Origin of the sequence: Micromonospora sp. LH3U1 (assembly GCF_028475105.1) — a bacterium.
Classification (GTDB): Bacteria; Actinomycetota; Actinomycetes; order Mycobacteriales; family Micromonosporaceae; genus Micromonospora.
On the sequence record NZ_CP116936.1, the window covers coordinates 2,060,909 to 2,085,780 of the forward strand.

21 protein-coding genes and 1 pseudogene are annotated in these 24,872 nt (G+C 70.0%); 11 read left to right on the forward strand and 11 right to left on the reverse strand.

Annotation, left to right across the window (positions count from 1 at the left end):
• The first annotated feature begins 748 nt into the window (after positions 1-748).
• On the forward strand, positions 749-1,144 hold the full coding sequence (locus PCA76_RS09480) for a VOC family protein (protein WP_442930212.1): 396 nt from the start codon (positions 749-751) through the stop codon (positions 1,142-1,144).
• A gap of 233 nt (positions 1,145-1,377) precedes the next feature.
• On the forward strand, positions 1,378-1,803 hold the full coding sequence (locus tag PCA76_RS09485; RefSeq protein WP_272616681.1) for a hypothetical protein: 426 nt from the start codon (positions 1,378-1,380) through the stop codon (positions 1,801-1,803).
• Positions 1,804-1,925: 122 nt separating this feature from the next.
• Here the strand turns inward: PCA76_RS09485 and PCA76_RS09490 are convergent, their stop codons facing one another.
• On the reverse strand, positions 1,926-2,444 hold the full coding sequence (locus PCA76_RS09490) for a MarR family winged helix-turn-helix transcriptional regulator (RefSeq protein WP_272616682.1): 519 nt from the start codon (positions 2,442-2,444) through the stop codon (positions 1,926-1,928).
• A 31-nt stretch (positions 2,445-2,475) separates the two neighbouring features.
• Between PCA76_RS09490 and PCA76_RS09495 the strand changes: the two genes are divergently transcribed.
• Positions 2,476-3,552: a bifunctional NAD(P)H-dependent oxidoreductase/GNAT family N-acetyltransferase gene (locus PCA76_RS09495; RefSeq protein ID WP_272616683.1), complete on the forward strand. Its 1,077-nt coding sequence runs from the start codon at positions 2,476-2,478 to the stop codon at positions 3,550-3,552.
• Positions 3,553-3,778: 226 nt separating this feature from the next.
• On the opposite strand, the gene PCA76_RS09500 is transcribed toward PCA76_RS09495, so the two are convergent.
• From PCA76_RS09500 to PCA76_RS09530, 7 genes are all read right to left on the reverse strand, one after another.
• Complete coding sequence (locus PCA76_RS09500) at positions 3,779-4,678, reverse strand: ROK family protein (RefSeq protein WP_272616684.1); 900 nt, start codon at positions 4,676-4,678, stop codon at positions 3,779-3,781.
• A gap of 98 nt (positions 4,679-4,776) precedes the next feature.
• A complete protein-coding gene (locus tag PCA76_RS09505; RefSeq protein WP_272616685.1) occupies positions 4,777-6,237 on the reverse strand; it encodes an argininosuccinate lyase in 1,461 nt (486 codons plus the stop codon).
• A gap of 27 nt (positions 6,238-6,264) precedes the next feature.
• Positions 6,265-7,155 carry a creatininase family protein gene (locus PCA76_RS09510; RefSeq protein ID WP_272616686.1) on the reverse strand — a complete coding sequence of 297 codons (891 nt, stop codon included), beginning with the start codon at positions 7,153-7,155 and terminating at the stop codon, positions 6,265-6,267.
• Entirely contained in the window at positions 7,143-8,891 is a 1,749-nt protein-coding gene (locus PCA76_RS09515) for an ABC transporter permease (protein WP_272616687.1), read from the reverse strand. Before PCA76_RS09515 ends, PCA76_RS09510 begins: the two co-directional genes overlap by 13 nt.
• Complete coding sequence (locus PCA76_RS09520; RefSeq protein WP_272616688.1) at positions 8,888-9,961, reverse strand: ABC transporter ATP-binding protein; 1,074 nt, start codon at positions 9,959-9,961, stop codon at positions 8,888-8,890. Before PCA76_RS09520 ends, PCA76_RS09515 begins: the two co-directional genes overlap by 4 nt.
• Before the next feature lie 62 nt (positions 9,962-10,023).
• Complete coding sequence (locus PCA76_RS09525) at positions 10,024-11,076, reverse strand: extracellular solute-binding protein (protein ID WP_272616689.1); 1,053 nt, start codon at positions 11,074-11,076, stop codon at positions 10,024-10,026.
• Between the two features lie 282 nt (positions 11,077-11,358).
• Entirely contained in the window at positions 11,359-12,507 is a 1,149-nt protein-coding gene (locus PCA76_RS09530) for an ROK family protein (RefSeq protein ID WP_272616690.1), read from the reverse strand.
• 523 nt (positions 12,508-13,030) lie between these two features.
• Between PCA76_RS09530 and PCA76_RS09535 the strand changes: the two genes are divergently transcribed.
• Positions 13,031-15,766, forward strand: a complete 2,736-nt coding sequence (locus tag PCA76_RS09535) for a sugar-binding protein (RefSeq protein WP_272616691.1) — start codon at positions 13,031-13,033, stop codon at positions 15,764-15,766.
• Positions 15,767-15,870: 104 nt separating this feature from the next.
• On the opposite strand, the gene PCA76_RS09540 is transcribed toward PCA76_RS09535, so the two are convergent.
• On the reverse strand, positions 15,871-16,533 hold the full coding sequence (locus PCA76_RS09540) for a response regulator (RefSeq protein ID WP_272616692.1): 663 nt from the start codon (positions 16,531-16,533) through the stop codon (positions 15,871-15,873).
• Positions 16,521-17,681 (reverse strand): sensor histidine kinase, encoded by a 1,161-nt coding sequence (locus tag PCA76_RS09545; RefSeq protein WP_272616693.1) that lies wholly within the window; start codon positions 17,679-17,681, stop codon positions 16,521-16,523. The genes PCA76_RS09540 and PCA76_RS09545 overlap by 13 nt, the downstream gene beginning before the upstream one ends.
• A gap of 130 nt (positions 17,682-17,811) precedes the next feature.
• Here PCA76_RS09545 and PCA76_RS09550 point away from each other — a divergent pair, with 130 nt between their 5' ends.
• The 7 genes and pseudogenes from PCA76_RS09550 to PCA76_RS09580 all read left to right on the forward strand — a co-directional run.
• Positions 17,812-18,213 (forward strand): DUF6069 family protein, encoded by a 402-nt coding sequence (locus PCA76_RS09550; protein WP_272616694.1) that lies wholly within the window; start codon positions 17,812-17,814, stop codon positions 18,211-18,213.
• Positions 18,210-18,683, forward strand: coding sequence for a hypothetical protein (locus tag PCA76_RS09555; protein ID WP_272616695.1), 474 nt, complete (start codon positions 18,210-18,212; stop codon positions 18,681-18,683). Before PCA76_RS09550 ends, PCA76_RS09555 begins: the two co-directional genes overlap by 4 nt.
• A gap of 249 nt (positions 18,684-18,932) precedes the next feature.
• Positions 18,933-19,820 (forward strand): ABC transporter substrate-binding protein, encoded by an 888-nt coding sequence (locus PCA76_RS09560; protein WP_272616696.1) that lies wholly within the window; start codon positions 18,933-18,935, stop codon positions 19,818-19,820.
• Positions 19,817-20,785, forward strand: a complete 969-nt coding sequence (locus tag PCA76_RS09565; protein ID WP_272616697.1) for an amino acid ABC transporter permease — start codon at positions 19,817-19,819, stop codon at positions 20,783-20,785. The genes PCA76_RS09560 and PCA76_RS09565 overlap by 4 nt, the downstream gene beginning before the upstream one ends.
• Positions 20,782-21,546, forward strand: a complete 765-nt coding sequence (locus PCA76_RS09570) for an amino acid ABC transporter ATP-binding protein (protein ID WP_272616698.1) — start codon at positions 20,782-20,784, stop codon at positions 21,544-21,546. The genes PCA76_RS09565 and PCA76_RS09570 overlap by 4 nt, the downstream gene beginning before the upstream one ends.
• The gene (locus tag PCA76_RS09575) at positions 21,546-23,162 is read left to right on the forward strand and encodes an N-acyl-D-amino-acid deacylase family protein (RefSeq protein ID WP_272616699.1); all 1,617 of its coding nucleotides are present in this window, start codon (positions 21,546-21,548) and stop codon (positions 23,160-23,162) included. The genes PCA76_RS09570 and PCA76_RS09575 overlap by 1 nt, the downstream gene beginning before the upstream one ends.
• A gap of 38 nt (positions 23,163-23,200) precedes the next feature.
• Positions 23,201-23,791, forward strand: a pseudogene (locus PCA76_RS09580) (serine hydrolase); the annotation flags it as partial.
• A 47-nt stretch (positions 23,792-23,838) separates the two neighbouring features.
• Here the strand turns inward: PCA76_RS09580 and PCA76_RS09585 are convergent.
• Positions 23,839-24,858 carry a LysR family transcriptional regulator gene (locus PCA76_RS09585; RefSeq protein ID WP_272616700.1) on the reverse strand — a complete coding sequence of 340 codons (1,020 nt, stop codon included), beginning with the start codon at positions 24,856-24,858 and terminating at the stop codon, positions 23,839-23,841.
• Positions 24,859-24,872 lie beyond the last annotated feature (14 nt).

The following is a 24,872-nucleotide window of genomic DNA, read 5'->3' on the forward strand; positions in this document are numbered from 1 at the left end:
CGAGCCGGGCCACTCTCAACGAGTGGCGGTAGCCCGTCTCTCCCAGGGGCGGCGCAGGTGGGCGCGGGCGAGGCGGAGCTGGGTTCTGGCGGCGAGGATCCTCAGCTTCGATTCTTGGGTCGGAACAGACGGGCCGTGCGCTCGGCAGCTCAACGTCGGTCGGGCGGTTGGGATGGCCCTTCCGATCAGCTCTCGGTCGCGTATCGGCTGCCACCGACGGTTGCTACCCTCACGCGGGCTACGGACCGTCGATCGGACGGGCTCGGCGTTGCGATACCGTCAAGGTGCCCACACCGGCGTCGAGTAGTCCGCGTGCGTAAGCGGTCGATGGTCCGTAGGGCGCCCCACGAATCCAGGGAGATACCGATGCCGGAGCCTGAGCCCGTTCAAGACGCCCACTCGGCGGATGCCGACACCTCAACCACGGCCGAGACCGACTCGCCTGCCGTTCCCGCAAATCGGGCTGCCCGACGTGCAAAGGGCAAGGTCGCCTCGCCTCAGCCGTATGGAAAGGGTCAGCACCTCGGCGGCCGGGGCTCGGTCCAGAGCCCGCGCCAATGGGGTAACCGGCGAAGCGGCTGATCCGTTGGTGGAGCCCTTTGTCAGCACACGGCTCCCGATGTCCGCAGGCCGACCCAAAGACGGCAGCACCCTGGCTCGCTCTTTTTGGCCCGGCGGCGTCCGAAACAAGTAGGCACCCCCCTGTGTCGCAAGGCGGCCAGCAGGACGCTTTCCCGCGTACGCTGCCGTGGTGCAGATCGACTTGGTCGCCCTGATCGTCGACGAGTACGACCCGGCGATCGCGTTCTTCACCGAGGTACTCGGCTTCGACCTCGTCGAGGACTCCCCATCGCTGACCAATGACGGTCGACCCAAGCGGTGGGTCGTCGTCCGACCGCCGAGCGGCCAGACCGGGATCCTGCTCGCTCGCGCCGACGGAGAACACCAACGCGTCGCAATCGGTAACCAGGTAGCCGGCCGGGTCGGGTTCTTTCTCCGCGTCGACGACTTCGACGCCGCTTACCGGCGGATGGTCGAGGCCGGTGTCACCTTCGTCCGGGAACCGCGGACCGAGCCCTATGGTCGGGTCGCGGTCTTCCTCGACATCGCCGGCAACCGGTGGGACCTGCTTGGGGCCAGCTGACATCGCCCCACTTGCCAGTGCGCGCCAAGGTCACCCATCCTCATCGGCCGCGCGGTCGTGCGACTTTGCCGCGAATAGTGCGCGCCTGGCCTGTCCGTCCGGCTGAAGTCCGAGGCATTGGCGCGACTGATGACGGAGGGGTGCCTTTGTGCCACCAAACGTTGGAATGCGACAGCCATTCGTGCGGAAAGAGGCAGCGCTTTCCCGAGGGTCAGTGCCGGTAGGGTCAGCGCGTGAGTAGATCTTCCGGACAGGCCGGGAACTTCCGCACCCTGTACCACGGGCAGGCCGCAACTGGCGCCGCATCGAGTTACGGCCTGTTCCTGATTCGCCGATCGGGTTTATGGGCTCAGCATTGGGCATCGATCAATGCGGGAAGGCTGCCTGTCCCACCACCGCCGCTGGTAGACCTCGCACATGAGACAGTCATCATGCTCTCGGTAGGGACCCGCCCTGTCCTGGGCTACGACGTCACGATCGAGGACGTGACCGTGCGGGAAATGACTCTGGTGGTGACCGGCGTCGAGAGGCGCCCCGTGGACGGTGTGGCGCTGGACATGGCGTGTTCACCGGTGCACATAGTGGCGGCGCGATTCGGACCCCAGACCTTCGAGGACATGCTGCTGAACCTGCGTATCAAGCCTGCAGAAATTACTTGATCTGGTGCAATTAGAACGCCACGCAACGAGGCTGCAGACGCGTCATCAGGGCGAGCAGGTCGTGAACCTGGGGCTGCCGTCACTCTCGTCTAAGGCAGCAAAGGCTGCCGAGATGAGCGTGTTTACCCATCGACGATCATGTCGACCGGTTGCCGTTTGGGTGGTAGGTCGTCGCCGGCTTGGGGTTCTTCCAGCTTCCGGGCGATCTGTTCGATGGCGATGAGGTCTTCTGGGGCGAGCCGGTCGATGAAGTGGCGTCGTACCGACTCGACGTGGGCCGGTGCGGCGTTCTCGAGTGCGTCCAGCCCTTGCGCGGTGAGTACGAGGAAGCAACCTCTGCCGTCGGCCGGGTCTGGTGTGCGCCTCAAGAGACCGCGCGCCTCCATCCGGGTGGCGTGCCGGGACAGCCGACTGCGTGACCAGCCCATCTTGTCGGCCTGCTCGCCCAGGCTGCTGGTGTGGTCGGTCCGCTCCGACAGGGTGCTCAGAACCTCGTAGTCGGGTTCGGAGAGCCCGATCGTGGCCAGGTCGCGCGCCGTGCCGGTCTGGACGGCGACCACTACGCGCAGGAACGCCCGCCACGCTCGTTCCTCGTCAGGGTTCAACCAGCGTGTGGTCCCGGTCAGCGGTCTCGTTGACATGTAAACAATCTAGCACCTACACTTCGTTTCCATGTTAACGAAACCGGTCCGTGTCCTTGTACTGGTGTGCAGCACCCGCCCAGGCGCCCTCGGTCCTCTGGTGGCACAGTGGCTGACCGAAACGATCACCCCTCGTGCCGCGGAACTCGGCGTCGAGGTTGTACCGGTGGCCCTCGGCGATCTGAACCTGCCGTTCCTGGACGAAGAGGAACACCCGTCGTCGGGTGTCTACCAGCACGAGCACACGCGTCGGTGGAGCGCGATCGTCGACGCGGCGGACGGGTTCATCGCGGTCACGCCGGAATACAACTACGGGATGCCAGCGACCCTGAAGAACGCGCTGGACTACCTCGGCCGCGAATGGGCATGGAAACCGATCGGTTTCGTCAGCTACGGCAACACGTCGGCGGGCACCCGGTCGGTTCAGCACGCCAAGCAGGTGGTGACCACGCTGCGTCTGGTTCCGTTGGGCGCCACGGTCGCGATCCGCATTGGTGACGCAACGGAGAATGGGCGACTGCGGCCCGACGCCGCCCGCGACACGGCGGGTATCGGCCTGCTGGACGAACTGGTCCGGGTCGCCAACGCCCTACGGCCACTGCGCGAACGCGCACAAGCCGGTGCCCTGCCCGGCCCGCTGCCAGCGTCCTACACGAGACGGCTGACCCCCGACGACGCGCCCCAGGTCACGGTGCTGCAGCGGTGCTGCTGGGTGGACGAGGCCATCGTCAACGACACCATGGCCATACCGGCCCTGCACGAGTCGCCGGAGGAGGTGCGCGAGTGGCTGGCGACCTGGCACACCACGGGCATCTGGCTGGACGGCCGACTACTGGGCATGGTTCGAACGCGTCGCGTCGACACCGACTGGCACGTGGGTCGGCTCGCCGTCGTGCCTGACCTGCGGGGCCAGGGGCTCGGCCGGTGGCTGCTGCGCACCGCCGAAGCCGCCGCCGACCCCGATTGCCGTCGCCTCCTGCTGGTCACCGGCGCCAAAAGCCTGCGTAACATCGACCTTTACCACAGCGAGGGATACCAGTCGGTGCCACTCGCCAGCCCTGACGGAACCACCTGCCTCACCAAGGACATACCCGTTAGGCAGCCCTGACGCCTCCGGCCTGTTGAACCCGCGCGGTCCGGTGCACGCTCATGCCGCTGACCAGGCGCGGTGACCGTGCGGGCTCTAGTGCGGGCCCAAACCTGCGAGGGCAGCGCCGAGAGCGGGTGTCCGACGACCGACGGACACCCGCCCTCGCCAACGACGGGAGCACCGCACCGGCCCCGGGAACATTTCGGTCAGGAGCAGACCCCGGGATGGGAACGACCGGCGGCGCTCAGACGGGCGCGGGCAGGGCCTCCATGGCCATGGCGAGCGAACCGAGCAGCGCGGCGTCCTGCGCGAAGGCCGACAGGACGATCTCCGGCCGGTACGGCAGCGCGTGGGTGAGCCGCTCGATGAGCAACTCCCGCACCACCTCGTTGCCCGCGACGCTTCCTACCAGCACGATCCGCTGTGGGTCGAGCAGGAGACAGCAGGTGACGAGTTGGCGGGCCAACTCATCGACGCGCTGACGCAACTCCTCCCGGGCCCGGCCGGGCTGCGCCGCGGCGGCGCAGAGCGCGGCGGCCTGGCCGGACAGCCCCAGCCGCTGCGCCAGCTCGTCCAGGGCTCGACCGGAGAAGGTCGTCTCCAGCATCGGCTCCAGGCCCGGGGGCCAACTGTTGTCGGTCAGACCGTAGGCGATCTCCCCGGCCGCGCCGTGGTAACCGGCCATCACCTCGCCGCCGACCGTCACCGCCGCTGCCACCCCGGTCCCGATGCCGATCACCAGGCCCGGATCGATGCCTCGCAGCGCCCCGAGGCGCAGCTCGGCGTAGGCGGCCGCGTTGAGGTCGTTCGACACCCGTACGGCGGTCAGCCCGAGATGGGAGCGGACCGCGTCGCCCAACCGCAGCTGCTCCCAGCCGGGTACGTTCGGCGCCAGTTCGATGTCATGGTCGTGGACCACCCCGGGGGAGGCGATGCCGGCCGCCACGAGCGTGCCGCCGGTCAGGTCCACGAGTTCCCGCGCCCGGTCGAGAGCCCGGGTGAGGGCCTGCTGCGCGCCCTGCTCGGCGTGCGTGGGCAGTCGCTCGGAGACGAGCAGGCGACCCTCGGCGTCGCCCACACCGATCGCCATCTTCGTGCCGCCGAAATCGACGCCGAGCAGCCGCGGGTTTGCCGATTGTTCCATGGTGATGTCAGATCGCCCTTCGGGCCGTCGGTCCAGGTTGTGCCGCGGTCGCGGCGACACAACATTCTCGTTCACACGGTGCTGTGTCTGTTGCCCAGTCACCGGCCCACCCTCGCCGCGACAGCCTCCGCCAGCGCCTCGTCGGCACGGACCAACCGGTCTCGGAACGCATCCACCCGCACCGTTACCTCGGCCAAGATGGTACGCAACTGCGCCACCTGTTCCCGTACGGCCGCTTCTCCCGGCCCGTCGGCCTGGGCCCGGCGGAGCACGAATTCCGGGCGGACCGCGGCGGCCAGCAGGTCCCGGATCGCGGCCTCGCCGAGCTGGTCGGCCAGACCGAGGTCGGCGGCGGTCGACCGGACGTCCTGTTCGGTCCAGGTGGCCGGCGGACCGGTCCGCACCAGGCGGCCGAGCAGCGAGTGGGCGCCCCGGAACGGTACGCCGTGGCGGGCCAGCGCGTCGGCCGCGGCCGTCGTGGTGGCGCCCGAGGCGACGATCTCCTCGCCGGTCGGCGGACGCAGCGGATCCAGCTCCGCGATCAGCCCGCCGAGCAGGGAGAAGAACCGGTACGCCCGGTCGTCGCCATCCCAGAGCCGGGCCTGCACGTCGGTGGTGGCGTTGTTGGAGTCCTCCCACCAGGCGGCGCCAACGTTGTTGAGCACGCTGACGGCGTCGGCCGCCGCGGCGCCGGCCATCGAGACGAGGTGTTCCAGCACGACCGGGTTGCGCTTTTGCGGCATGATGCTGCTGCCCTGGGTGAACGAGCCGGGGGTGACGACCCAGCCCCAGCTCAGCCAGTCCATCAGGGTGCGGGCGAGCCGGGCGCCCGTGGCGAGCGCCTGCGCGTTGAGGGTGGCGACCCGGACGAGGTGGTCGGCACCGGCCACCGCCTCGTACGAGTTGACGATGAGCCGCTCGAAGCCGAGCAGGTCCGCCAGGCGGCGGGGCGAGATGTCCAGGTCGGTTCCGGCGAAGGCGCAGGAGCCCAGGGGCGAACGGTTCATCTCGTCCAGCAGGTCGGCGTAGGCGACCCCCTCGCCGGCCAGCGCCTCGGCGTAGCCGGCGAAGACATGCCCGATGCTCGTCGGCTGGGCGGGGCGACGGTGGGTGTAGCCGGTGATCACCACATCGGCGTGCCGGTCGGCCCGGTCCAGCACCGTCCGGCCGGCCGCCAGCACCGAGTCGAGCACCTGAAGGAGCTGATCGCGCAGCACCATCCGGAAGACCCCGGCGTCGAGATCGTTACGGCTGCGGGCGAGCTGCACGCTGAGCTGGGACACCTCGACCTCGCAGGCGGCGGCGAGGCGCTTCTCCAGCGTGTAGTAGACGTCCTCGACGCTGCCGTCATAGTCGAGGTCGTCGGGCCGGTCCTCGGCGAGGATGAGCAGCCCGCGCAGCATCATTGCGGCGGAGTCGGCGGGGATCAGCCGCTGCTCGGCGAGCATGACGACGTGGGCCTGGCTCGCCTTGACCATCGCGGGGTACAGGTGGGCGACGTGATGCTCGAACACGACGCGAAGGTGATGCTGCTGGTAGATGGTCAGTGCTGGGGTCATCACGGTCTCCCAAGGCGGTGCGTTGTCCTACAGGTGGCGAGCGGGGTCATCCGAAAGCCTGGTCCGACCGGTCCCGTCAGGCCGGTCGGACCAGGCGGCCTGGTCCGACGAGGCGGGCCGGTCCGCCCCGGGCGGGCCGGGTAGCGGCGCGGCCAGCCACGCCTCGATCACCTCACGCAGCCGTGCGCCGGCAAGCTGGCGGATCCGTTGCCCGGCCGACTCGTTGGCCAGCGAGACATGACCCGACCAGCCCTGCCACGGGTCGGGCCGCGACTCCACCAGCACGTACGGGTAGGTGGTGGCCAGCTTCGGCTTCGGCGGCAGGTCCGGCGTGGCGCCCAGGTGCACCGTCGCGGGGTCGAAGCCGAGCACGGCCGAGGTCTCGTACGCTCCGCCGTGCCCCCGGGCCGGCAGGGCGCCGAAGATCTCGCCTGTCTCGTCCGGGCTGACCAGCTGGAACCAGTTGGCGAGCAGCAGGCTCGCCAGGTGCCGGCCGGAGACCCACTCCATCGCGGCACGGACCGTGGAGAGGTTGGCGTCGTGACCGTTGACCACGAGGAGCCGGGGGAAGCCTGCCTCGACGATGCCGGCGAGCACGTCGCTGAGGTACCCGACGGCGATCTCGGGTCGCAGCGCCACCGTGCCCGGCCAGGGCCGGGTCTGGCCAGGGCAGGCGGCGTACGGTGCGGCCGGGAAGAGCACGGCCCGGGCGGACCCGGTGGCCAACTCCCCGGCGAACCCCTCGGCGAGGAGCAGGTCGGTGCCGAGTGGCAGATGCGGGCCGTGCCACTCGACGGCGCCGACCGGCAGCACCGCGAGGTCTGCCGCCTCGGCCACGTTGGCTAACGCGTGGCCGGGGACCCGGGTGATCGGCAGCAGCCCGCCCTCGGCCCGCCAGCGTTCGATCAGTTCGTCCACTGGACGGCCTTCCTGGTCGCGGTGCGGCTGCTCTCCAGCCGGCCGGAGAACCACATCACCACGAAGATGAGCAGCACCTGGAGCATTCCGTACGCCGCCGCGGTACCGAGTTCGAAGGAGTACATCCGGTTGTTGATCGCCACCGAGATCGGCACCGTCGACGAGGTGTAGATCAGTACCGAGGCGACGAACTCGCCGACACCGTGCACGAACGCCAGCAGTCCGCCGGCGAGAACGCCGGGCAGCATCAGCCGTAGGGTGACGGTGTAGAAGGCCCGCAGCCAGGAGGCACCGAGGTTGCGGGCGGCCTCCTCCAGCGACGGGTCGATCAGCGCCAGCGCCGCCGAGCTGGACCGGAAGACGATCGGCAGGAATCGCACGAAGTAGGCCAGCGGCAGGATCCAGAAGGTACCCACCAGGACCTGCCCAAGACTGAACGCGTTGCCGGTGCTGAATGCCGAGATCAGGTTGATCGCGACGACCGTCCCGGGCAACGCCCACGCGATCATCACCGCCACGTCGAGCAGACCCCGCCCGACGAACCGCAGCCGTCGTACCGCGTACGCGAGGAGTACGCCGATCCCGACGCAGCCGATGACCGCGATCAGGCTCATCTGCACCGAGTTGAGGATCGGCTGGAACGCCTTGGGGTCGGAGAAGATCGTGACGAAGTTGTCGAGCGTGTACGTCGTCGGCAACACCTGGGTCGTCCAGGAGCGGTCCTCCGAGAAGGCCACGAGTGCGATCGTGGCGACCGGTGCGAGCAGGATGATCGTGGCAAGCACCGAGGCGAGCGGGGCCAACCAGCGACCGATCGGATTGTTGATCTCCCGCCGGGTCGCCGAGATCCCCTTCGACTGCGACTGGTAGCTGCGCCGACCCTCGTACCAACGCATCGCCAGCAGGAAGATGATGGAGACGATTCCCAGCACGGAGGCGTACGCCGAGGCCATCGGCAGGTCGCCGTTGGTGCGGTTGATGTAGATCTGCATCGTCATGGTCTGGCTGACGTTGAACAGCAGCGGCGCGGTGTAGGACGCCAGCGAGGTCATGAAGACCAGCAGCGACGCCGAGACCAACGCCGGGGTGAGCATCGGCAGCATGACGGTCCGCCAGACCCGCACCCGGCCGGCGCCGAGGTTGTACGCCGCCTCCTCGACCGAGGGGTCCATCCCGGCCAGCGCCGCGGCGGCGGCCAGGTAGAAGAACGGGTACATGGTGAACGTGTGCACCACGAGCACCCCGGCGATCCCGTCGAAGGCGAGGATCGGCTTGTCAGTGCCGAAGAGCGCCTGCAACCCACGCGGCAGGATGCCGATGTTGCTGTAGAGCAGTTGGAACGACACGGCGCCGATCAGCGGCGGCAGGGCCGCCGGCACCAGGATGAACGCCTCGAGGAGCCGACGGCCACGGAAGGTGAACCGCTTGAGCAGGAAGGCCATCGAGACCCCGACGACGCCGCAGAGCAGCACGCTCCCCGCCGAGATGAACAGCGAGGTGAACAGGGACTGCCGGGCCACCCCGGAGGAGCGGAGGAATTGGAGGTAGTTCTTCGTACCGTCGGCACTGATGCTCTCGGCGAAGGTGGCGAACATCGGTTGTACGACATAGCCCCAGAGCACCAGGACGAGGGGCAGCACGAGCAGGTAGGGGAACCACCGTGAACTGGCGCCGCCGCCCAGGCGCCGGCCGAGTCCGACCAGCCAGCCGGGGGCGGGTAGGGAACGAACGGTCACGGTTGGACCACCCAGAGCCGTTCGGGTACGAGACGCAGGCCCACGACGTCGCCGAGCTGGATGCCGACCGGTGCGTCGATCACCGCCGCCATCACCTCGGTACCGTCGACGTCGACGCTGAGATGAGTTGCCATTCCGGTGAACTCGATGTGGCTGATCCGGCCGCGAAGTGCCGACTCCTCGTCCGGGCCGGCGATCGCGATGTGCTCCGGCCGGGCCGACACCAGCGCGGTGTCTCCCTCGGCGAGGCGGTGCCCCACGGCGGCGCCCACGTCGAGCGTCACGCCGCTGGGGAGGCGTACCTCCACCCGGGTCTCCCCGGCGCCGACCACCGGCAGGCTCAGTACGTTGCTGCGTCCGATGAAGCGCGCCACGAACGCGTTCGCTGGCTGGTAGTAGATCTCGTGCGGAGAGCCGACCTGCTGGACCCGGCCGGACTGCATGACGGCGATCCGGTCCGACATCGCCATCGCCTCGGCTTGGTCGTGCGTCACGTAGAGGCTGGTGATGCCGCTTTCCCGCTGGATCCGGCGGATCTCGGTACGTGTCTCCTCGCGGAGCTTGGCGTCGAGATTGGACAGCGGTTCGTCGAGCAGCAGGGTGCGGGGCCGGATGACCAGCGCCCGGGCCAACGCGACCCGCTGCTGTTGACCGCCGGAGAGCGCGTCGATGCGCCGGTCGCCGTACCCGGTGAGGTGCACCTGGGCGAGCGCCTCCTCGACCCGGCGGGCCCGGTCCGCGCGGGGGACCCGGCGGACCTTCAGCCCGTACGCGACGTTCTGCGCCACCGACATGTGCGGAAAGAGCGCATAGTTCTGGAACACCATGCCGGTGTCCCGTCTGTTCGGCGACCAGCGCGTCACGTCGTCGTCGCCGAAGTGGATGTGCCCGGAGGTCGGGAAATAGAACCCCGCCACCATCCGTAGGGTTGTGGTCTTGCCGCATCCGCTCGGTCCGAGGAGGGTGAAGAACTCACCAGCTCCGATAGTGATGGTGACGTTGTCGACCGCCGCTGCGTCGCTCGACGTGTCGAAGCGCTTGCTGACGGTCGCCAGCCGGACATCGATCATGTTTCTGGGTCCTTCCAGGACGGAGCCGGGTCGTGCCGTGGCACGACCCGGTCCCTGTCAAATCAGCCCTTGTCCTTGATCTCCGCGTTCCAGTGGTTGATCCAGGCCGTCTCGTTCTTGCCGATCACGTCCCAGTCGACGTCCATCGGCTTGAGGTTGAGCTGGGCCAGCCACTCCGGCTGCTGGGAGATTTCCACCGCAGGGATCTGGAAGTAGTCCTTGGCGAGGGTGGCCCGCAGCGAGTCGTCGAAGAGGAACTCGAGGAACTTCTCGGCACCGGCCTTGTTGCCGCCCTTGACCGCGGCCACCCCGTCGACGAGCACCGGGGCGCCCGAGGCCGGCATGACGTAGCCGAACGGCATCTTCTTGTCGGCCTGCAGCAGAACGTCCTGCAGGTTCCAGGCGCTGACCACACCCTGCTCACGCGACATCTTCAGGTACAGGTCGGCGGGGTTGGCGGCGTACTCGACGGTGTTGGTGTCGAGCTTGCGCAGCCAGTCGTAGCCGGGCTGCGGGTTGGACCCGTCGGCCGAGAGGCGCTGGATCATCGAGGAGTAGATCGAGCGCATGGTGCCGGAGGCAGCCACGTCCCGGATGATGATCTTGTCTTTCCACGCCGGGTCGATCAGGTCGTCCCAGTCCTTCGGCGCCTGCTCCGCGGTCAGCGCCTTGTTGTTGTACATGATGACCTCGGGCAGCAGGATCTCACCGAACCAACGGCCCTGCGCGTCCTTGTACCGTGCGTCCATCTTCGCGGCGAACGAGGGCTGCCAGGAGGCCAGCAGGTCTTCCGTGGCGCCGGAGGCGAGACCCTGCTGGGTGCCGCCCCACCACACCGAGGCCTGCGGGTTGGCCTTCTCGGCACGGACCCGCTCCAGCACCTCCTGGGCGCCCATGTTGAGCACCTCGACCTTGCCCTTGTACTCGGGGTTCTTCGCGGTGAACTGCTCGACGACGTAGTCGGTGACCGACTTGTCGCGGGCGCTGTAGATGACGAACTTCTCGGCCGACGCGTTCGCGGACGAGCCGGTGTCGCCGTCGTCGCTGCTGCCGCAGCCGGCGGTGGCAGCCAGCATCGCGCCAAGCGCGATCGCCATGACCCAGGGACGTCTCATTGGTACCTCCACTCAGGGGGGATCTACGGGAAGGTTCTGATAGAAGTTCTTGGATCGAACTCGTTGTGCCGAAATGCGGTGGTTCGCCGGTCCGGATACGGCGTCGGAGATCGGGCCGTGCCCGGAGCGGGGTTCGGGGGTTCCGCCGGAGCGGGATGCGTCGCGGCGCGCCGCAGCCGGTTGTTCGGGGTACGGACGCAGGGCGCCGCGACAGGCGGCGGATGAGGGTGGTCGGGGGGCGGGGGCGGTGCGGGGTCGTTGGTCGTTGGTCGGTGGTGGTGGTCAGGGCAGTGAGGGCAGGGGAACCGCGGCTGACAGTGCGTAGCTGATCGCTCCGTGCAGCACCGCCTGGTCGCCGAGGGTGGCCCGGCGTACCTCGGTGGGGGCCGGGGTCTTGGCCGAGAGCAGTCCCTGGAGCTGTTCGAGCGCGGCGTCGTCGAGCTCGGCGGCGGCGCCGCTGAGCAGCACCATCCCCGGGTCGATCACGCAGACGCAGGAGAGGATGAGTCGGGCCCAGGCGTCGAGAACCTCGTCGAGGTAGTCGCGGGCCGGACGCGACGCGACGGCGAGCTGGATCAGCTCCCGTACCGGCGACTCGGGTCGCCGCCCTGGGTGCAGGGCGACCACCCGCTCGGCGATGGCGTTCACCGACCATCGGGCCTCGAACTCGCCCACGCCGCTGTAGCTGCGCTTTGGTGCGGCGTCCAGTGGCAGGAAACCCACTTCGCCCGCCGCTCCGCTGGCGCCCCGGCGGACCTTGCCGTCGAGTACGAGCCCGGCGCCGATGCCGTCCGCGACGTGGATCAGCAACAGGTTGGCGACGTCCGCGCCGGCACCGGCGACACACTCACCGGCGGCCATCAGGTTGACGTCGTTGTCGACGACGACAGGCACGCCGAGTCGCTGCTGAACCGACTCGCCGATCGGCCACGCCTCGACCAGCCCCACCGATGGCGCGAGGCGTACCGCACCATTGGTGGAGACACCCGGCACCGCAATGGCGACGCCACGCAGTGACGGCAGGTTGTCGCCGACCAGGTCCAGGACGAACGCGCAGATGGTCTCGACCACATCGCCACTGAACCGCGCGGTGCGATGCGCGATGAGCGCACCCTCGCTGTCGGCGATCTCGCAACTGATCCGGGATGGTTCGAGCGAGACCGCGGCGACGAGTTCGGCACGCGGATTGAACTCGAGCATCTCGCGGGGACGGCCGGTGGTGGGGGCACCCGGTCCTCGTTCGATGAGGTAACCCTCGGCGATGAGCTCCCGCACGAGCGCGGTCACCGTGGCCGCCGGGAGTCCTGTCATCTCGGCGAAATCCACGCGGGACAGCAATCGCGCCTGCCGGGCAGCCAGGATCACCGAGAGACGCTTGATCTCACGGGACCGTTCACGGCTGACCGGGCTGGTCGGTGCTTTGTCGGACACAGTTATTTCCTACTGAGAAAAAACGGTGGCGTCAAGTAACGAGATCATCTCGGCCTCCGGCGAGGGAAAACGTAGATCCACAAGGGACAACGGCGACGTGGTCTCCGTCCGATCGGACTAATCCGGCCTCAGGGCAGAAGTCGCGCGCCCCGAAGGTGGACAAACAGCACCGATTGCCAAAGTGGAGCGCGAGTCCATGGGGCCTGAACAGGCCACATTGTTTCTTCAAAGAAGGAAGAAAGTCGCCCCGGACTATTGACTTGCCGCCGACAAGATCCCTAGCGTTACCGGCCGAAGGCCTTCGGTGGATCCACCCCTACCACTGTGCGTACCGCTCACTAAGTGACGGTGGGCAGGCACCACTACCCCCGCTGTCGAGCGACCCGCACGCGTGGAGGCCGTTTCCGGCCTCCAGTGGACAGCTGTTCACGCTTCAGGCCCGGCAGAGCCAACTGCCAGGAGATCTCTGCCGGGCCTGCAACCGTCCCCCAGCAGCACCCGCCCCCACACGAAGAGGTATGCCATGAAATGGCGCACCACGGCGTCGATCGCCCTGTGCGGTCTGCTCTCGCTAGGCCTGGCCAGTCCCGTCCAGGCCGGCTCCAAGGGCTCATCGCCCAAGCACACATCCCCCAAGAAGCCGTCCGAGAAGCCGATCAAGCCGGTCGACCTGGACATCATGTTCATCGGCGCGCACCCCGACGACGAGGCCGGCCAACTCGGCACGTTGGGATACTGGAACGAGTATCACGGCATGAAGGCCGGCGTCATCACCACCACCCGCGGCGAGGGCGGCGGTAACGCCACCGGCCTGGAGGAGGGCCCCGAACTCGGCATCCTCCGGGAGGCTGAGGAGCGCCGGGCGGTGGGCTGGGCCGGCGTCGAAAACGTCTACAACTTGGACGCCCTCGACTTCTGGTACACCGCCAGCGCTCCCCTGACCGAGGAGGTCTGGGGCTACCAGGAGACCCTCTCCCGCATCGTGCGGGTGCTGCGGACCACCAAGCCCGAGGTCATCCTCACGATGAACCCCTCGGCTACCCAGGGCAACCACGGTAACCACCAGAAGGCGGCCATGCTGGCCGTCGAGGCCTTCTACGCCGCGGCCGACCCGAAGGCGTTCCCGGAGCAGATCAAGAAGGAAGGGCTCAAGCCCTGGCGGGTCTCCCGGATCTTCCAGACCGGTGGCAGCGGCACCACCGGCACCAACGGCCCCGCCTGCGAGACCACGTTCACGCCGGGTGAGGCCAGCAGCGTCATCTTCGGCACCTGGCAGGGCTACGAGTCGGCGCGTCACGACGGCAACCGGTGGAACACGGTCCAGACCTGGGCCCGCCGGGAGTACGCGTCGCAGGGCTGGGGCAACAGCTCCTTCCCGACGACCAACCCGGCCAGCATCGGCTGCAACCGGTTGAGCCTGATCGACACCCGCACCCCGTACCCGGACCCGAACGTGGGCGCCGGCACCGGTGCGCTCCAGGGTGCCAACCTCCGTGCCCCCGGTGGACTGCCGCTCGGCACCGAGATCCACGTGCGTCCGCAGAACTGGGAGGTCCTCGCCGGACAGACCATCCGCGTCGACACGGTTCTCTACGCCGAAAAGGCCATCCCCGGCGCCACCGTCTCCTTGCAGGTTCCGGCCGGCTGGAAGGTCAGCGGCAACGGCAACGTTGGCACGCTCACCCCGCACAAGGAGGTCGTGAAGAGCTTCACGGTCACCCCGCCCGCGCAGCTCGAGGTGGGTACGCGATTCCGGATCAACGCCACGCTGACCAGCAAGAAGGACGGCAGTGGCACCAGCAGCGGGCTGGTGCAGGCGACCGCTCCGGTGCGGGGCACGCTCGAACCGCTGGAGGAGATCGCCGACTTCCGCGAGTGGGCCGTACGTAACAAGACCCAGCAGCTCGACGCTCTCATCGAGTCCCTGCTGAACATCCCCAGCGGTGGCACCCGCAGCGTCAAGGTCAACCTGACCAACCACAGCAGCCGGGCACAGTCCGGCGCCGTCAAGCTGAACCTGCCGGCCGGCTTCTCGGCGGCCGAGCAGCAGCTGCCGTACAGCGGACTGCAGCCGGGCGCCCGCAGCTCGGTGACCTTCACGGTCACCAACACCGACACGTCGCTGCCGACCGCCAACCGGGCGCCGGACAACGGCGCGTACCGGGTGGGGATCGAGACCAGCTACAACGGTGGCAGCGCCACCGAGCCGGGTGTGTTCAACCTGGTGCCGGTCACCACCATTCCGAGGGCCAGCACCGCGCCGTCGGTCGACGGCACGGCCTCCCCGGGTGAGTACACCGGCGAGGTCGTCGACATCTCGACGCGCTGGGAGGGCACCGCCGCTCCGGCGTCGGACATCTCCGGCACCGCCCAGCTCACCTACACCGACGACGCCCTGTACGCCGTCTTCAACATCACCGATGACGTACTCGGGACCCTCCTGCCCGCGGAGGACTGCAAGCGCCCGCGCCGTAACGACAACATCGAGTTCGGCATCGACCCGCGCGGCAACTCGGCCAACACCTCCACCGTGTTCAACGTGGCGCTCTTCCCGGCCACCAACGACCCGGCCAACGGCAACCCGCCGTGCTTCGCCCGGGAGCGGGACAACCACCAGGGCGGACCGGAGACCGCACCGGGTCTTGAGATCGCCTCTGTCGTCACCAACAACCCCTACACGGGGTACCGGATCGAGGTCAAGGTTCCGTTCAGCGTGCTGCCGGACACCATCGACCCGAGCCGGATGGGGATGAACATCCTGGTCAACGACTCGGACACGCAGGACCTGTCCGCGCAGACCCGGGTTGGTTGGTCGACCTGGAGCGGAGTGCGGGCCGACCCGTGGCGCTGGGGCGTGGCGACCCTGCCAGGTCTGACGGCGCGGCCGTCGGCGCCCAAGGCTCCGATCATGCCCGACACCGCTGCGCAGAGCGTCGACTCGCCGCAGACCATCCTGCAGTCCGCCTCGGACGGGGTGGCACCGGGTGGTTACGCGGCGCTGGCGGACAACACCGTAAAGATCAAGAAGGTCACCCAGACCAGCTCGAAGGTCTCGGTGGAGCTCAAGGTGAAGCAGTCCGGCACCGCCCGGGTCTTCATCTGGGACGGGGAACGGGTCGTGGCGCAGACCACGGCCAGCCTGAGCAAGGACCGCACCCTCGTCCTGCCGCTGAACGGGGCCCTTCCCGCCGGCTCGTCGCTGCTCGTCTCGTACGAGCGCGGCGGCGCCACCACCGGTCTCGCCCAGCAGCTGCGCTGATCGAACCGCTCACCGCGTCGACCTGACGCACAACCCTGATGGGCCGGGCCGCGAGGCCCGGCCCATCATCTACCCCGCGAATGGGCGGAGCACCGGGGATTTGGTCAAGCGAGCCGGCCGTCGTGGGCGAGCAGGGCGATCTGGGTGCGGTTGTCGAGGTCCAGCTTGGTCAGGATGTGCGAGACGTGGGCCTTCACCGTGGTCACGCTCATCAGCAGCTCGGTGGCGATGTCGGCGTTGGAGCGTCCGTGCGCGATGGCCAGCACGACGTCGCGTTCCCGGGGTGTGAGCAGGGCCAGCCGGGTGCGCGCCTGCTCGTAGGACTCGGCCCCGGACGCCACCCGCTGCATGAGGCGGCGTGTCACGCCCGGCGACAGCATCGGGTTGCCGGCCGCGACGGAGCGGACCGCCTGGCTGATCCGCTCCGGCGGGGTGTCCTTGAGTAGGAAACCGCTGGCGCCGGCCCGCAGGGCCCGTACCACGTGCTCGTCGGTGTCGAACGTGGTGAGCACGATGATCTCGGGTGGCCGGGGGCGGCGGCGCAGGCGCTCGGTGGCGGTGATGCCGTTGACGCCGGGCATCCGGATGTCCATCAGCACCACGTCGGGCATGTGCCGGTCCACCGCGGTGATCGCCGCACCGCCGTCGGCGGCCTCGCCCACGACGACGATCCCGTCGGCGCCGTCGAGCATCATCGTCAGCATTCCCCGTACGAGGGGATCGTCGTCGACGATGACGACCCGGACCGTACCCGTCACGTCGGCCACGGCAGCCACGCGGTGAGGTGGAACCGACCCGAGGCGTCGATGTGGTGGGTGACGCGACCGCCGGTGAGGGCGGCCCGTTCGGCGAGACCGATCAGGCCGGCGCCGCCGTCCCCGGTCGCACCGCTGTCGGGCGTGGTCGGGTTGCTTACCGCGATGCTCAGGCCGGAGCCGGGCGCGCCACCGACAGCGAGCCGGACTGGCTGCCCGGCGGCGTGCTTGCGGGCGTTGGTCAGCGCCTCCTGCGCGATTCGGTAAGCGGTGCGGCCGACCGTCGGGGAAACCTCGACCGGCGGGCCGAGCGGGTCGTCGACCTCGATCTGCTGCCCGGCGGCCCGCGCCTCCTCGACCAGGCGCGGCAGGTCGGCGAGAGTCTGCCCGGGTGGTGCGTCCGCCGACGACTCGGCATCGTCGCTGCGCAGCAACGTGATGACCTCGCGCAGCTCGTCGAGGGCGTGGTGTGCGCTGGCGCGGATCACCCCGGCGGCGGCGCTGAGCCGCTCGGGCGGCGCGTCCGGCCGGTATTCCATTGCGCCGGCGGCCGCTGCCAGCAGCGACAGCCGGTGGGCCAGCACGTCGTGCATCTCCCGGGCGATCCGGCTGCGCTCGGCGGCCCGCGCCTCGACGACCCGCCGTTCCTGCTCCTGCTCAGCCCGCCAGGCCCGGTCCCGCAGCGCCGCCAGCAGGGCGTGCCGGGCCTGCGCCCAGGTGCCCCAGCCCAGCAGGGCCGCGTACGCGGCCGTCATCAGCACCAGCCGCCACCCGTACGGCAGGCTGGGCATCGGCCGCCACACCGCCTGCACCGCCTCGCCCGCCACGCCGACCGCCGCCACCACCGCGGCCTGCCGGAACGGCCGGTTGCGGGCGGTGAACAGCACCGCGAAGCTCGCCACCGGGGTGGCCACCGGCGACAGCGCCACCAGCAGGCCCGCCAGCACGCCAGCGACCTCCGGGCGGCGGACGACCACCGGGACGAGGGCCAGGGCGGCCACCGCCAGCGCGACATCGGCGCGGACCAGGGCGGTCGACTCGGAGCGGGTGGCAGACCACAGCACGGTCGCGATGAGCACGCCCATCGCCACGGTCGCCACTCCCACCGGGACGGAACGCCACGCCCGCGGCGGGTCCACGTCGCACGTCGCCGCATCCACAAGCGCAGGCTACTGGGCTCGCGTGGGGCCGGACCACCTCCTTTGGTAGTACGCGGCGCCGCCGACGGATGTACGCACCGCGGCGTCCGGACCGACGCGCCCGACCCGGGCCGGTCCACAAACTCGGGGCATGACGAACAACCTTCTCCTGCGCCGAGCCGCGGTGGCGGCCGGTGCGATCCTGGTGGCGGCGGCCGAGTTCGCGATCCTGCACTCGGCGGCCGGCGTCGACCTCGCGGTCGGCACCGGAAACTCGATCCAGCAGATCACGGTGGCCGCGGTCGTCGTGGCCGCCGCGGTCGCGGCACTGGCCGGTTGGGCGCTGCTCGCGGTGCTGGAACGCCTCACCAACCGGGCCCGCGTCTGGTGGACCTCGATCGCGGTCGTGGTTCTGCTGCTGTCGTTCCTGGTCGGGCCACCGAGCGGCGTCGGCGGGGGAGCGAAGGCGACTCTCGTGCTGCTACACCTGAGCGTCGGCGTCGTCCTCATCCTCGGCCTGCCCCGGCCGCGCCCGGAAGGGCTGAACCGATGACCGCGCTGACCATACGCAAGCAGGACGGGGCCTTCGTCCTCGACTCCGGTGCCGGGCCTCGCGCCTCGCTGCGTACCGGCTGGACCTGGCGGTGCGGCGAGATCCGCACCGACGCGGGCCTCTGGACGGTCGAGCCGACCGACCGCCGACGCATCGGGTTCACCGCCACGGCCGAGCACGGCACCGCGGTGCGGCTCGACCCGCGCCGGTCGCACGTGCCGGGGCCCGGCGGGGTGGCGCGCTGGGCGCCCGGTCGCTGCGGTGGTGATTTGGTACGCGACGGGCACCGGCTCGGGGTGCGCCTCCCCGGCCGACTCGGCGGGCCGATCCGCGTCGACGTCACCGGCGAATGGGCCGAGGTGGAACTGGTGGCGCTCACTGCCTGCTTCGCGCTGATGAGTCGACGGCGGCAGCGCACCCTGATCACGATGGCGGTCGTCAGCACCGCCGGTCGCGGCCCGATGGGTTGACGCGAGCGTGTCCGGCAGAAGGCTACGACGAGGACGAGTAGTCGGTGGATCCGGCAGGCTCGGGATGGGTTGGGCGATGGGCGTGCGGCAGCGTGCGGTGATCGTTGCTGCCGCAGGACTGGCGAAGCGGGACCTGGAGGGCTGACCCAGCACCGACTTTTTCGATGCTTACCATGCAGAGCACTCAGGCTGTTCACGCTGGCTGATCCCGGATAGGGTCCCGCCAGTCGCCCAGCCAGGAGGTTTGCCGTGCTCAGGAAGCGTGCGCTCCACGTCGTCATCGGCCTCGTCACCATCTCGATCGCTTCCACGGGTTGTGGCCGCTCGACGAGCGGGCAGACCCCGCAGTCCGGCGGCACCGCGTCCGTCGCTGCCGACGCGAAGGCCGCCGACCTCGTGCCGGCCACCATCAAGGCGAGGGGTGCCCTCCGGGTCGCCACCGCCGAGGGCTACCCACCGATGGAGATGTACAAGAAGGGCACCCAGGATCTGATCGGCGTCGACCCGGAACTGGCGGCGGCCGTCGCCGGGAGGCTCGGCCTGAAGCTGGAAATGACCAACGCCAGCTTCCCCGGTCTCATCCCCGGCCTACAGGCCGACCGCTGGGACCTGGCGATGTCCTCGATGAGTGACACCGAGGAGCGGCGCAAGGCGGTCGACTTCGTCGACTACTTCCAGGCCGGTGGCTCGATCATGGTGGCCAAGGGCAACCCCGCCGGCGTCAAGGACCTCGCCGACCTGTGCGGCCGCACCGTCGTGCTGGCCAAGGGCAGCTCCAACCTCGCCATCGGCGAGGGTCAGAACGCCACGTCCGCCAAGAAGATGACGATCTCGCAGAGCGAGGACGCGCCCACCGGCCTGCTCCAGATCGATGCCGGCAGGGCCGTCGCCACCATCGTCGACTACCCGGTCGCCAAGATGCTCGCCCAGGAGAGCGGCAAGTACGAGGTGCTGGAGGCCCAGTACGAGGCCGGACCGTGGGGCATCGCGATCGACAAGAAGGACAGCCAGTTGCGCGACGCGGTGCAGCGGGCGCTCCAGGAGCTGATCGACAGCGGTGAGTACACGAAAATCCTGGAGACGTGGGGCGTGACGGGCAGCGCCATCCAGGCGGCCACCGTCAACGGCCAGAAGTGAGCACGCCCCTGGACCGTACGGCTGACGAGCGGGTACGCGCCGCGGACCCGGCGCCCGCAGGGCCGGACACCCCGCAGGCCAACCGGATAAGCCACCCGGTCCGACCGGGGCGATGGCTGGCCGCCGGGGTGGTCGCACTCGTCCTGGTCTGGCTGGGGTGGTCCATCGCCGTCAACCCCAACCTGCACTGGGACATCGTCGTCGACTACCAGTTCGACCGGGTCATCCTGGAAGGGCTGTGGGTCACCATCCAACTCACGGTCGTGTCGATGCTGATCGGCGTGGTCCTCGGCGTGGCGGTGGCCCTGATGCAGATCTCCGACAGCCGGATCCTGCGCACCGGGGCCACGGCCTACGTCTGGTTCTTCCGGGGCACGCCACTCCTGGTCCAGCTGATCTTCTGGTTCAACATCGCGCTGATCTTCCCGGAGATCGGTCTCGGCGTTCCGTTCGGCGGCCCGAAGCTGGTGACCTGGGAGACGAACGCCCTTGTCACGGGCTTCGTCGCGGCGCTGCTCGGGCTCAGCATCAACGAGGGCGCCTACATGAGCGAGATCGTCCGTGCCGGACTCCGCGCCGTCGATCCCGGCCAGCAGGAGGCCGCCGCGGCCCTCGGCATGTCCCGCCCGAAGATCATGAGGCGAGTGGTGCTGCCACAGGCGATGCGGATCATCGTCCCGCCCACCGGCAACCAGTTCATCTCGATGCTCAAGACCACCTCGCTGGTCTCGGTGATCGCCGGTGCTGACCTGCTCACTGTCGCCCAACGGCTCTACCTGACCAACTTCGAGGTGATCGCCCTGCTCATCGTCGCGTCCATCTGGTACCTGGTCCTCACCACCGTTGCCAGCGTCGGCCAGTACTTCCTGGAACGCCGGTTCAGCCGGGGCTTCGGGACCACCGTCCCCAGCACGCTGCGCGGACGCATCGGCCGCAACCTGCGCTTCACCGGGAGCGCGCGATGACCGCGCCGATGGTGCGGTGCCGGCAGGTACGCAAGAGCTTCGGCCCCCTCGAGGTGCTGCGCGGCATCGACCTGGTCATCGAGCGCGGCCAGGTGGTCTGCGTGGTCGGCCCCTCCGGGTCCGGCAAGTCCACCCTGCTGCGCTGCCTCAACCACCTTGAGGAGCCGCAGGCGGGCCGGATCTACGTCGATGACGAACTGATCGGGTACGAGGAGCGCGGCGGGCGGCTGCGACCGCTGCCGGACGCCCGGTTGCGCCGGCAGCGCGAGTCGATCGGCATGGTGTTCCAGCGGTTTCACCTCTTCCCACACCGCACCGCGCTGGGGAACGTGATGGAGGGCCTGATCGCCGTGAAGGGCGTCCGGGTGGCCGACGCCCGCAAGCGCGCCGGTGACCTGCTCGACCGGGTCGGGCTCGCCGACCGGGCGCACCACTACCCGGCGCAGCTCTCCGGCGGGCAGCAGCAGCGGGTGGCCATCGCGCGGTCCCTGGCGATGTCGCCGAAGCTGATGCTCTTCGACGAGCCGACCTCGGCGCTCGATCCCGAACTGGTCGGCGAGGTGTTGGAGGTGATGAAGGACCTGGCGGCGAGCGGCATGACGATGATCGTGGTGACCCACGAGATGGGCTTCGCCCGCGAGGTCGGCGACCACCTGGTCTTCATGGACGACGGCCTGATCGTCGAGGAGGGCCCGCCGCGGGATGTTCTCGCCGCGCCGGCGCACGAACGGACCCGCGCGTTCCTGTCCAAGGTGCTGTGATGGAGCTCGACCTGCTGGTCACCGACGGTGAAGTCATCGACGGCAGCGGCTCGCCCGCCCGCAGCGTCGACGTGGGGGTGCGGGACGGCCGGTTGCTGCTGCTGCCACCGGGCAGCCGCAGCGCCGCCACGGTCGTGAACGCCCGCGGCCTGGTCGTCACCCCGGGCTTCATCGACGTGCACACCCACTCCGACCTGCTCGCCGGCGACGACGAGCAGCGAGAGACGCTGCGCCTCGCGCCGCTGCGCCAGGGCGTCACCACCGAGATCTGTGGCAACTGCGGGATCAGTCCCTTCCCGGTCCCGGCAGGGCAGGCCGAGATGGTGCGAGACCTGGTCGCCGCGACGTTCGGCCCGCCTGCGGCGACCTACGCGTCCTTCGCGGAGTTCGCCGCTGCGCAGGGCGCGGCTCGGCGCAATCACCTCGCCACCCTGGTGGGCCACGGCACGCTCCGCGCCGCGGTCGTCGGCTTCGCGCAGCGCCGGGCCACCGCCGACGAGCTCCGGCACATGTGCGCGCTGCTCGACGAGGCGCTCACCGCTGGCGCGGCCGGACTCTCCACCGGCCTGATCTACTCGCCGGGGGTGAACGCGGGCACCGACGAGGTCATCGCGCTCGCCCGGGTCGCCGCCGCGCACGGCAAGCCGTACGTGACGCACCTGCGCGACGAGATGTCGCAGGTCGAGTCGGCGCTGGAAGAAGCGATCGAGATCGCCACCGCGGCCGGGGCGGCGTTGCAGGTGTCGCACCACAAGACGGCCGGGCGACGTTCCTGGGGCGCGACGGTGCGCACCCTGGCCCGACTCGAGCGGGCACGGGCCGAAGGGCTGGACGTCCTCTGCGACGTCTACCCGTACACCGCCGGGAGCACGGCACTGCACGCCCTGCTCCCGCCCTGGGTCATCGCCGATGGCGTGCCGGCGATGCTCACCGCCGTCCGAGAGGCGACGGTCCGGGACCGCATCCGCGCGGACCTGGCCGCCGGGCTGCCCGGTTGGGAGAACACCGTCGGCAACGGCGGCTGGGACCTGATCAGGGTTGCGTCCGCCCCGACCAGCCCGGAGGTCGAGGGGCACACCATCGCCGACCTCGCCGCCGCCCGCGGCGTCGACCCCGTCGACTGGGTCTGCGACCTGCTCGCGGCCGAGGCCGGCAACGTGACCATCCTCAGCCACTCGATGCGGGAGGACGACGTGCGGCGGGTACTCGCCAGCCCGCTGGCCATGCTCTGCTCCGACGGCGTGCCCAAGCCGGGGCGGCCCCATCCGCGCTGGGCGGGCAGCTTCGCCCGGGTGCTCGGCCACTACGTCCGTGACGTGGGCCTGCTGAGCCTGACCGAGGCCGTGCACAAGATGACCGGGATGCCCGCCCACCGTTTCGGCCTGACCGGGCGGGGTCTGCTCGCCGACGGGTACGCGGCGGACCTGGTCGTCCTCGACCCCGCCGAGGCCGCCGACGGCGCGACCTACGACGACCCGCTCGCGCCGCCGCGTGGCGTCCGCTACGTCGTGGTCGACGGCCGGGTCGTCGTGGACGGCGACCGGGTCACCGAGGCCCGACCGGGTCGGGTGCTGGCCGTAGCGGACCGCGCGCCTGCCACGCCGAGGCGGACGTGACCGCCGACGGCCCGGCCGCCCCCACGCGCGTCGGTGCGATGGTGCGACGGCTGGACGACGGGCGCATCCTCTCGCTCGACCCGGACCTCGTCCTGCCGCTCGCCAGTGTCGGCAAGCTGCTGCTACTCGGCGAGGTGGCCCGCCGCCTCGCCGACGGGACCCTCGCCCCCGACCATCCGGTCGACCTGCTCGACGACGACCGGGCACTCGGCGGAACCGGCCTGCTCGGCCTGCTCTCGCCGCGACGGTGGACCGTCGCCGACCTCACCACCGCGGTAGCCACGGTGAGCGACAACGCGGCCACGAACGCCCTGCTGCGGCTGGTGACCCTCGACGCCGTGCAGGACCTGGCCCGCCGCAGCGGCCTTCGGGACACCACTGTGCACGACCGGATCCGGGCCACCCGCGGCCCGGACGTACCACCGACGTTCGCAACCGGCACCGCCCACGACCTCTGCGCTCTCCTCGCGGACGTGGCGACCGGAACCTGGCAGGGTCAGCGGGCGTCCGGACTGCTGCGCGGGTGGCTCGCGCAGAACACCGACCGCACGCTCGTCGCCGACACCATCCGCCACGACCCCTGGTCGGTCGCCGGCGTCCAGGTGATGAACAAGACCGGCACCGACACCGGGGTACGCGCCGACGCCGGCATCGTCGTCGGCCGGCGCACCGTCGTCTACGCCGTGGTCGCGGCCTTCCCGTCCGGCGCGGAACGGGCCGCGGTGGGGGAGCTGCGGCGGTGGGGCACGGCCGTAGACCGGCTCGCCGGCACCCGCGGCCACCGCTCCATGAGCTCCTGACTGAGCCCTGCCGCGGCGTCGGTCAGCCGGTCCACGAAACTGCCGACCACCGGGTTCGGGTTGCCGGGGCGCAGCGCCACCCCGATCTCCCGGTGCAGGTTGGCGTGGGCGAGCGGCTGGACCGCCACCTCGCCGGGGTCGCGCAGACCCAGCGACGGCACCAACGCGACGCCGACACCGGCCCGGACCAGGCCCAGCACCACCTCGTAGTGGTCGCTGCGGCAGCGGATCCGGGGCTGGAATCCCTCGGCGCGCGCCGCCAACTCCAGCACGGAGACCTCGCCCTGCACACCGAGCGTGGTGATCCACGGCTCGTCGGCCAGGTCGGTGAGCCGCAGCCGCCGCCCGGCGAGCGGGTGGCCGGCCGGGAGTACCACCAGTTGTGGATCAATCATCAGTGAAGAGACCTTGGCGCCGGGGGAAATCTCCGGGGCGGGACTCAGCGGATGGTCGAACACCACCACGAGGTCAAGCTCGCCCTGGTTGAGCTGGGGGAGCAGGTCGGACGGCTGCCCCAGGATCAACGCCAACTCGACCTGAGGGTGGTCGGCGGTGAAGCTGGACAGAGCGCGCGGCAGCAACTCCGTGCCGGCGGTGGCGAAGAAGCCGATCCGCAGCAGGCCCCGCCGGCCGTCCCCATGGGCCGACAGCTCGTCGCGGGCGGCTGACATCAGATCGATGATCTGCTGCGCGTAGTCGGCCAGCCGCTGACCCGCCACGGTGAGCCGCAGGCTTCGCGGCCCTCGGTCCACCAGCGCCACCCCGGCCTCCTGCTCCAGAGCGGCGAGCTGGTGGGAGACGGCGGACGGGCTGAGCCGGAGCTGCTCGGCGGCGGCGACGATGGTCCCGTGCCGGGCGATCTCCAGCACAACCTGCAGGCGCGCCGTGTTGAACATGCGTGGACCGCCTT

Excerpts from the sequence above, each read along its gene's own strand:
- PCA76_RS09525 (WP_272616689.1), bottom strand. The coding sequence starts at position 11,076 with ATGAGACGTCCCTGGGTCATGGCGATCGCGCTTGGCGCGATGCTGGCT.
- PCA76_RS09585 (WP_272616700.1), bottom strand. The coding sequence starts at position 24,858 with ATGTTCAACACGGCGCGCCTGCAGGTTGTGCTGGAGATCGCCCGGCAC.
- PCA76_RS09520 (WP_272616688.1), bottom strand. The coding sequence starts at position 9,961 with ATGATCGATGTCCGGCTGGCGACCGTCAGCAAGCGCTTCGACACGTCG.
- PCA76_RS09535 (WP_272616691.1), top strand. The coding sequence starts at position 13,031 with ATGAAATGGCGCACCACGGCGTCGATCGCCCTGTGCGGTCTGCTCTCG.
- PCA76_RS09550 (WP_272616694.1), top strand. The coding sequence starts at position 17,812 with ATGACGAACAACCTTCTCCTGCGCCGAGCCGCGGTGGCGGCCGGTGCG.
- PCA76_RS09495 (WP_272616683.1), top strand. The coding sequence starts at position 2,476 with ATGTTAACGAAACCGGTCCGTGTCCTTGTACTGGTGTGCAGCACCCGC.
- PCA76_RS09575 (WP_272616699.1), top strand. The coding sequence starts at position 21,546 with ATGGAGCTCGACCTGCTGGTCACCGACGGTGAAGTCATCGACGGCAGC.
- PCA76_RS09490 (WP_272616682.1), bottom strand. The coding sequence starts at position 2,444 with ATGTCAACGAGACCGCTGACCGGGACCACACGCTGGTTGAACCCTGAC.
- PCA76_RS09555 (WP_272616695.1), top strand. The coding sequence starts at position 18,210 with ATGACCGCGCTGACCATACGCAAGCAGGACGGGGCCTTCGTCCTCGAC.
- PCA76_RS09505 (WP_272616685.1), bottom strand. The coding sequence starts at position 6,237 with ATGACCCCAGCACTGACCATCTACCAGCAGCATCACCTTCGCGTCGTG.
- PCA76_RS09570 (WP_272616698.1), top strand. The coding sequence starts at position 20,782 with ATGACCGCGCCGATGGTGCGGTGCCGGCAGGTACGCAAGAGCTTCGGC.
- PCA76_RS09500 (WP_272616684.1), bottom strand. The coding sequence starts at position 4,678 with ATGGAACAATCGGCAAACCCGCGGCTGCTCGGCGTCGATTTCGGCGGC.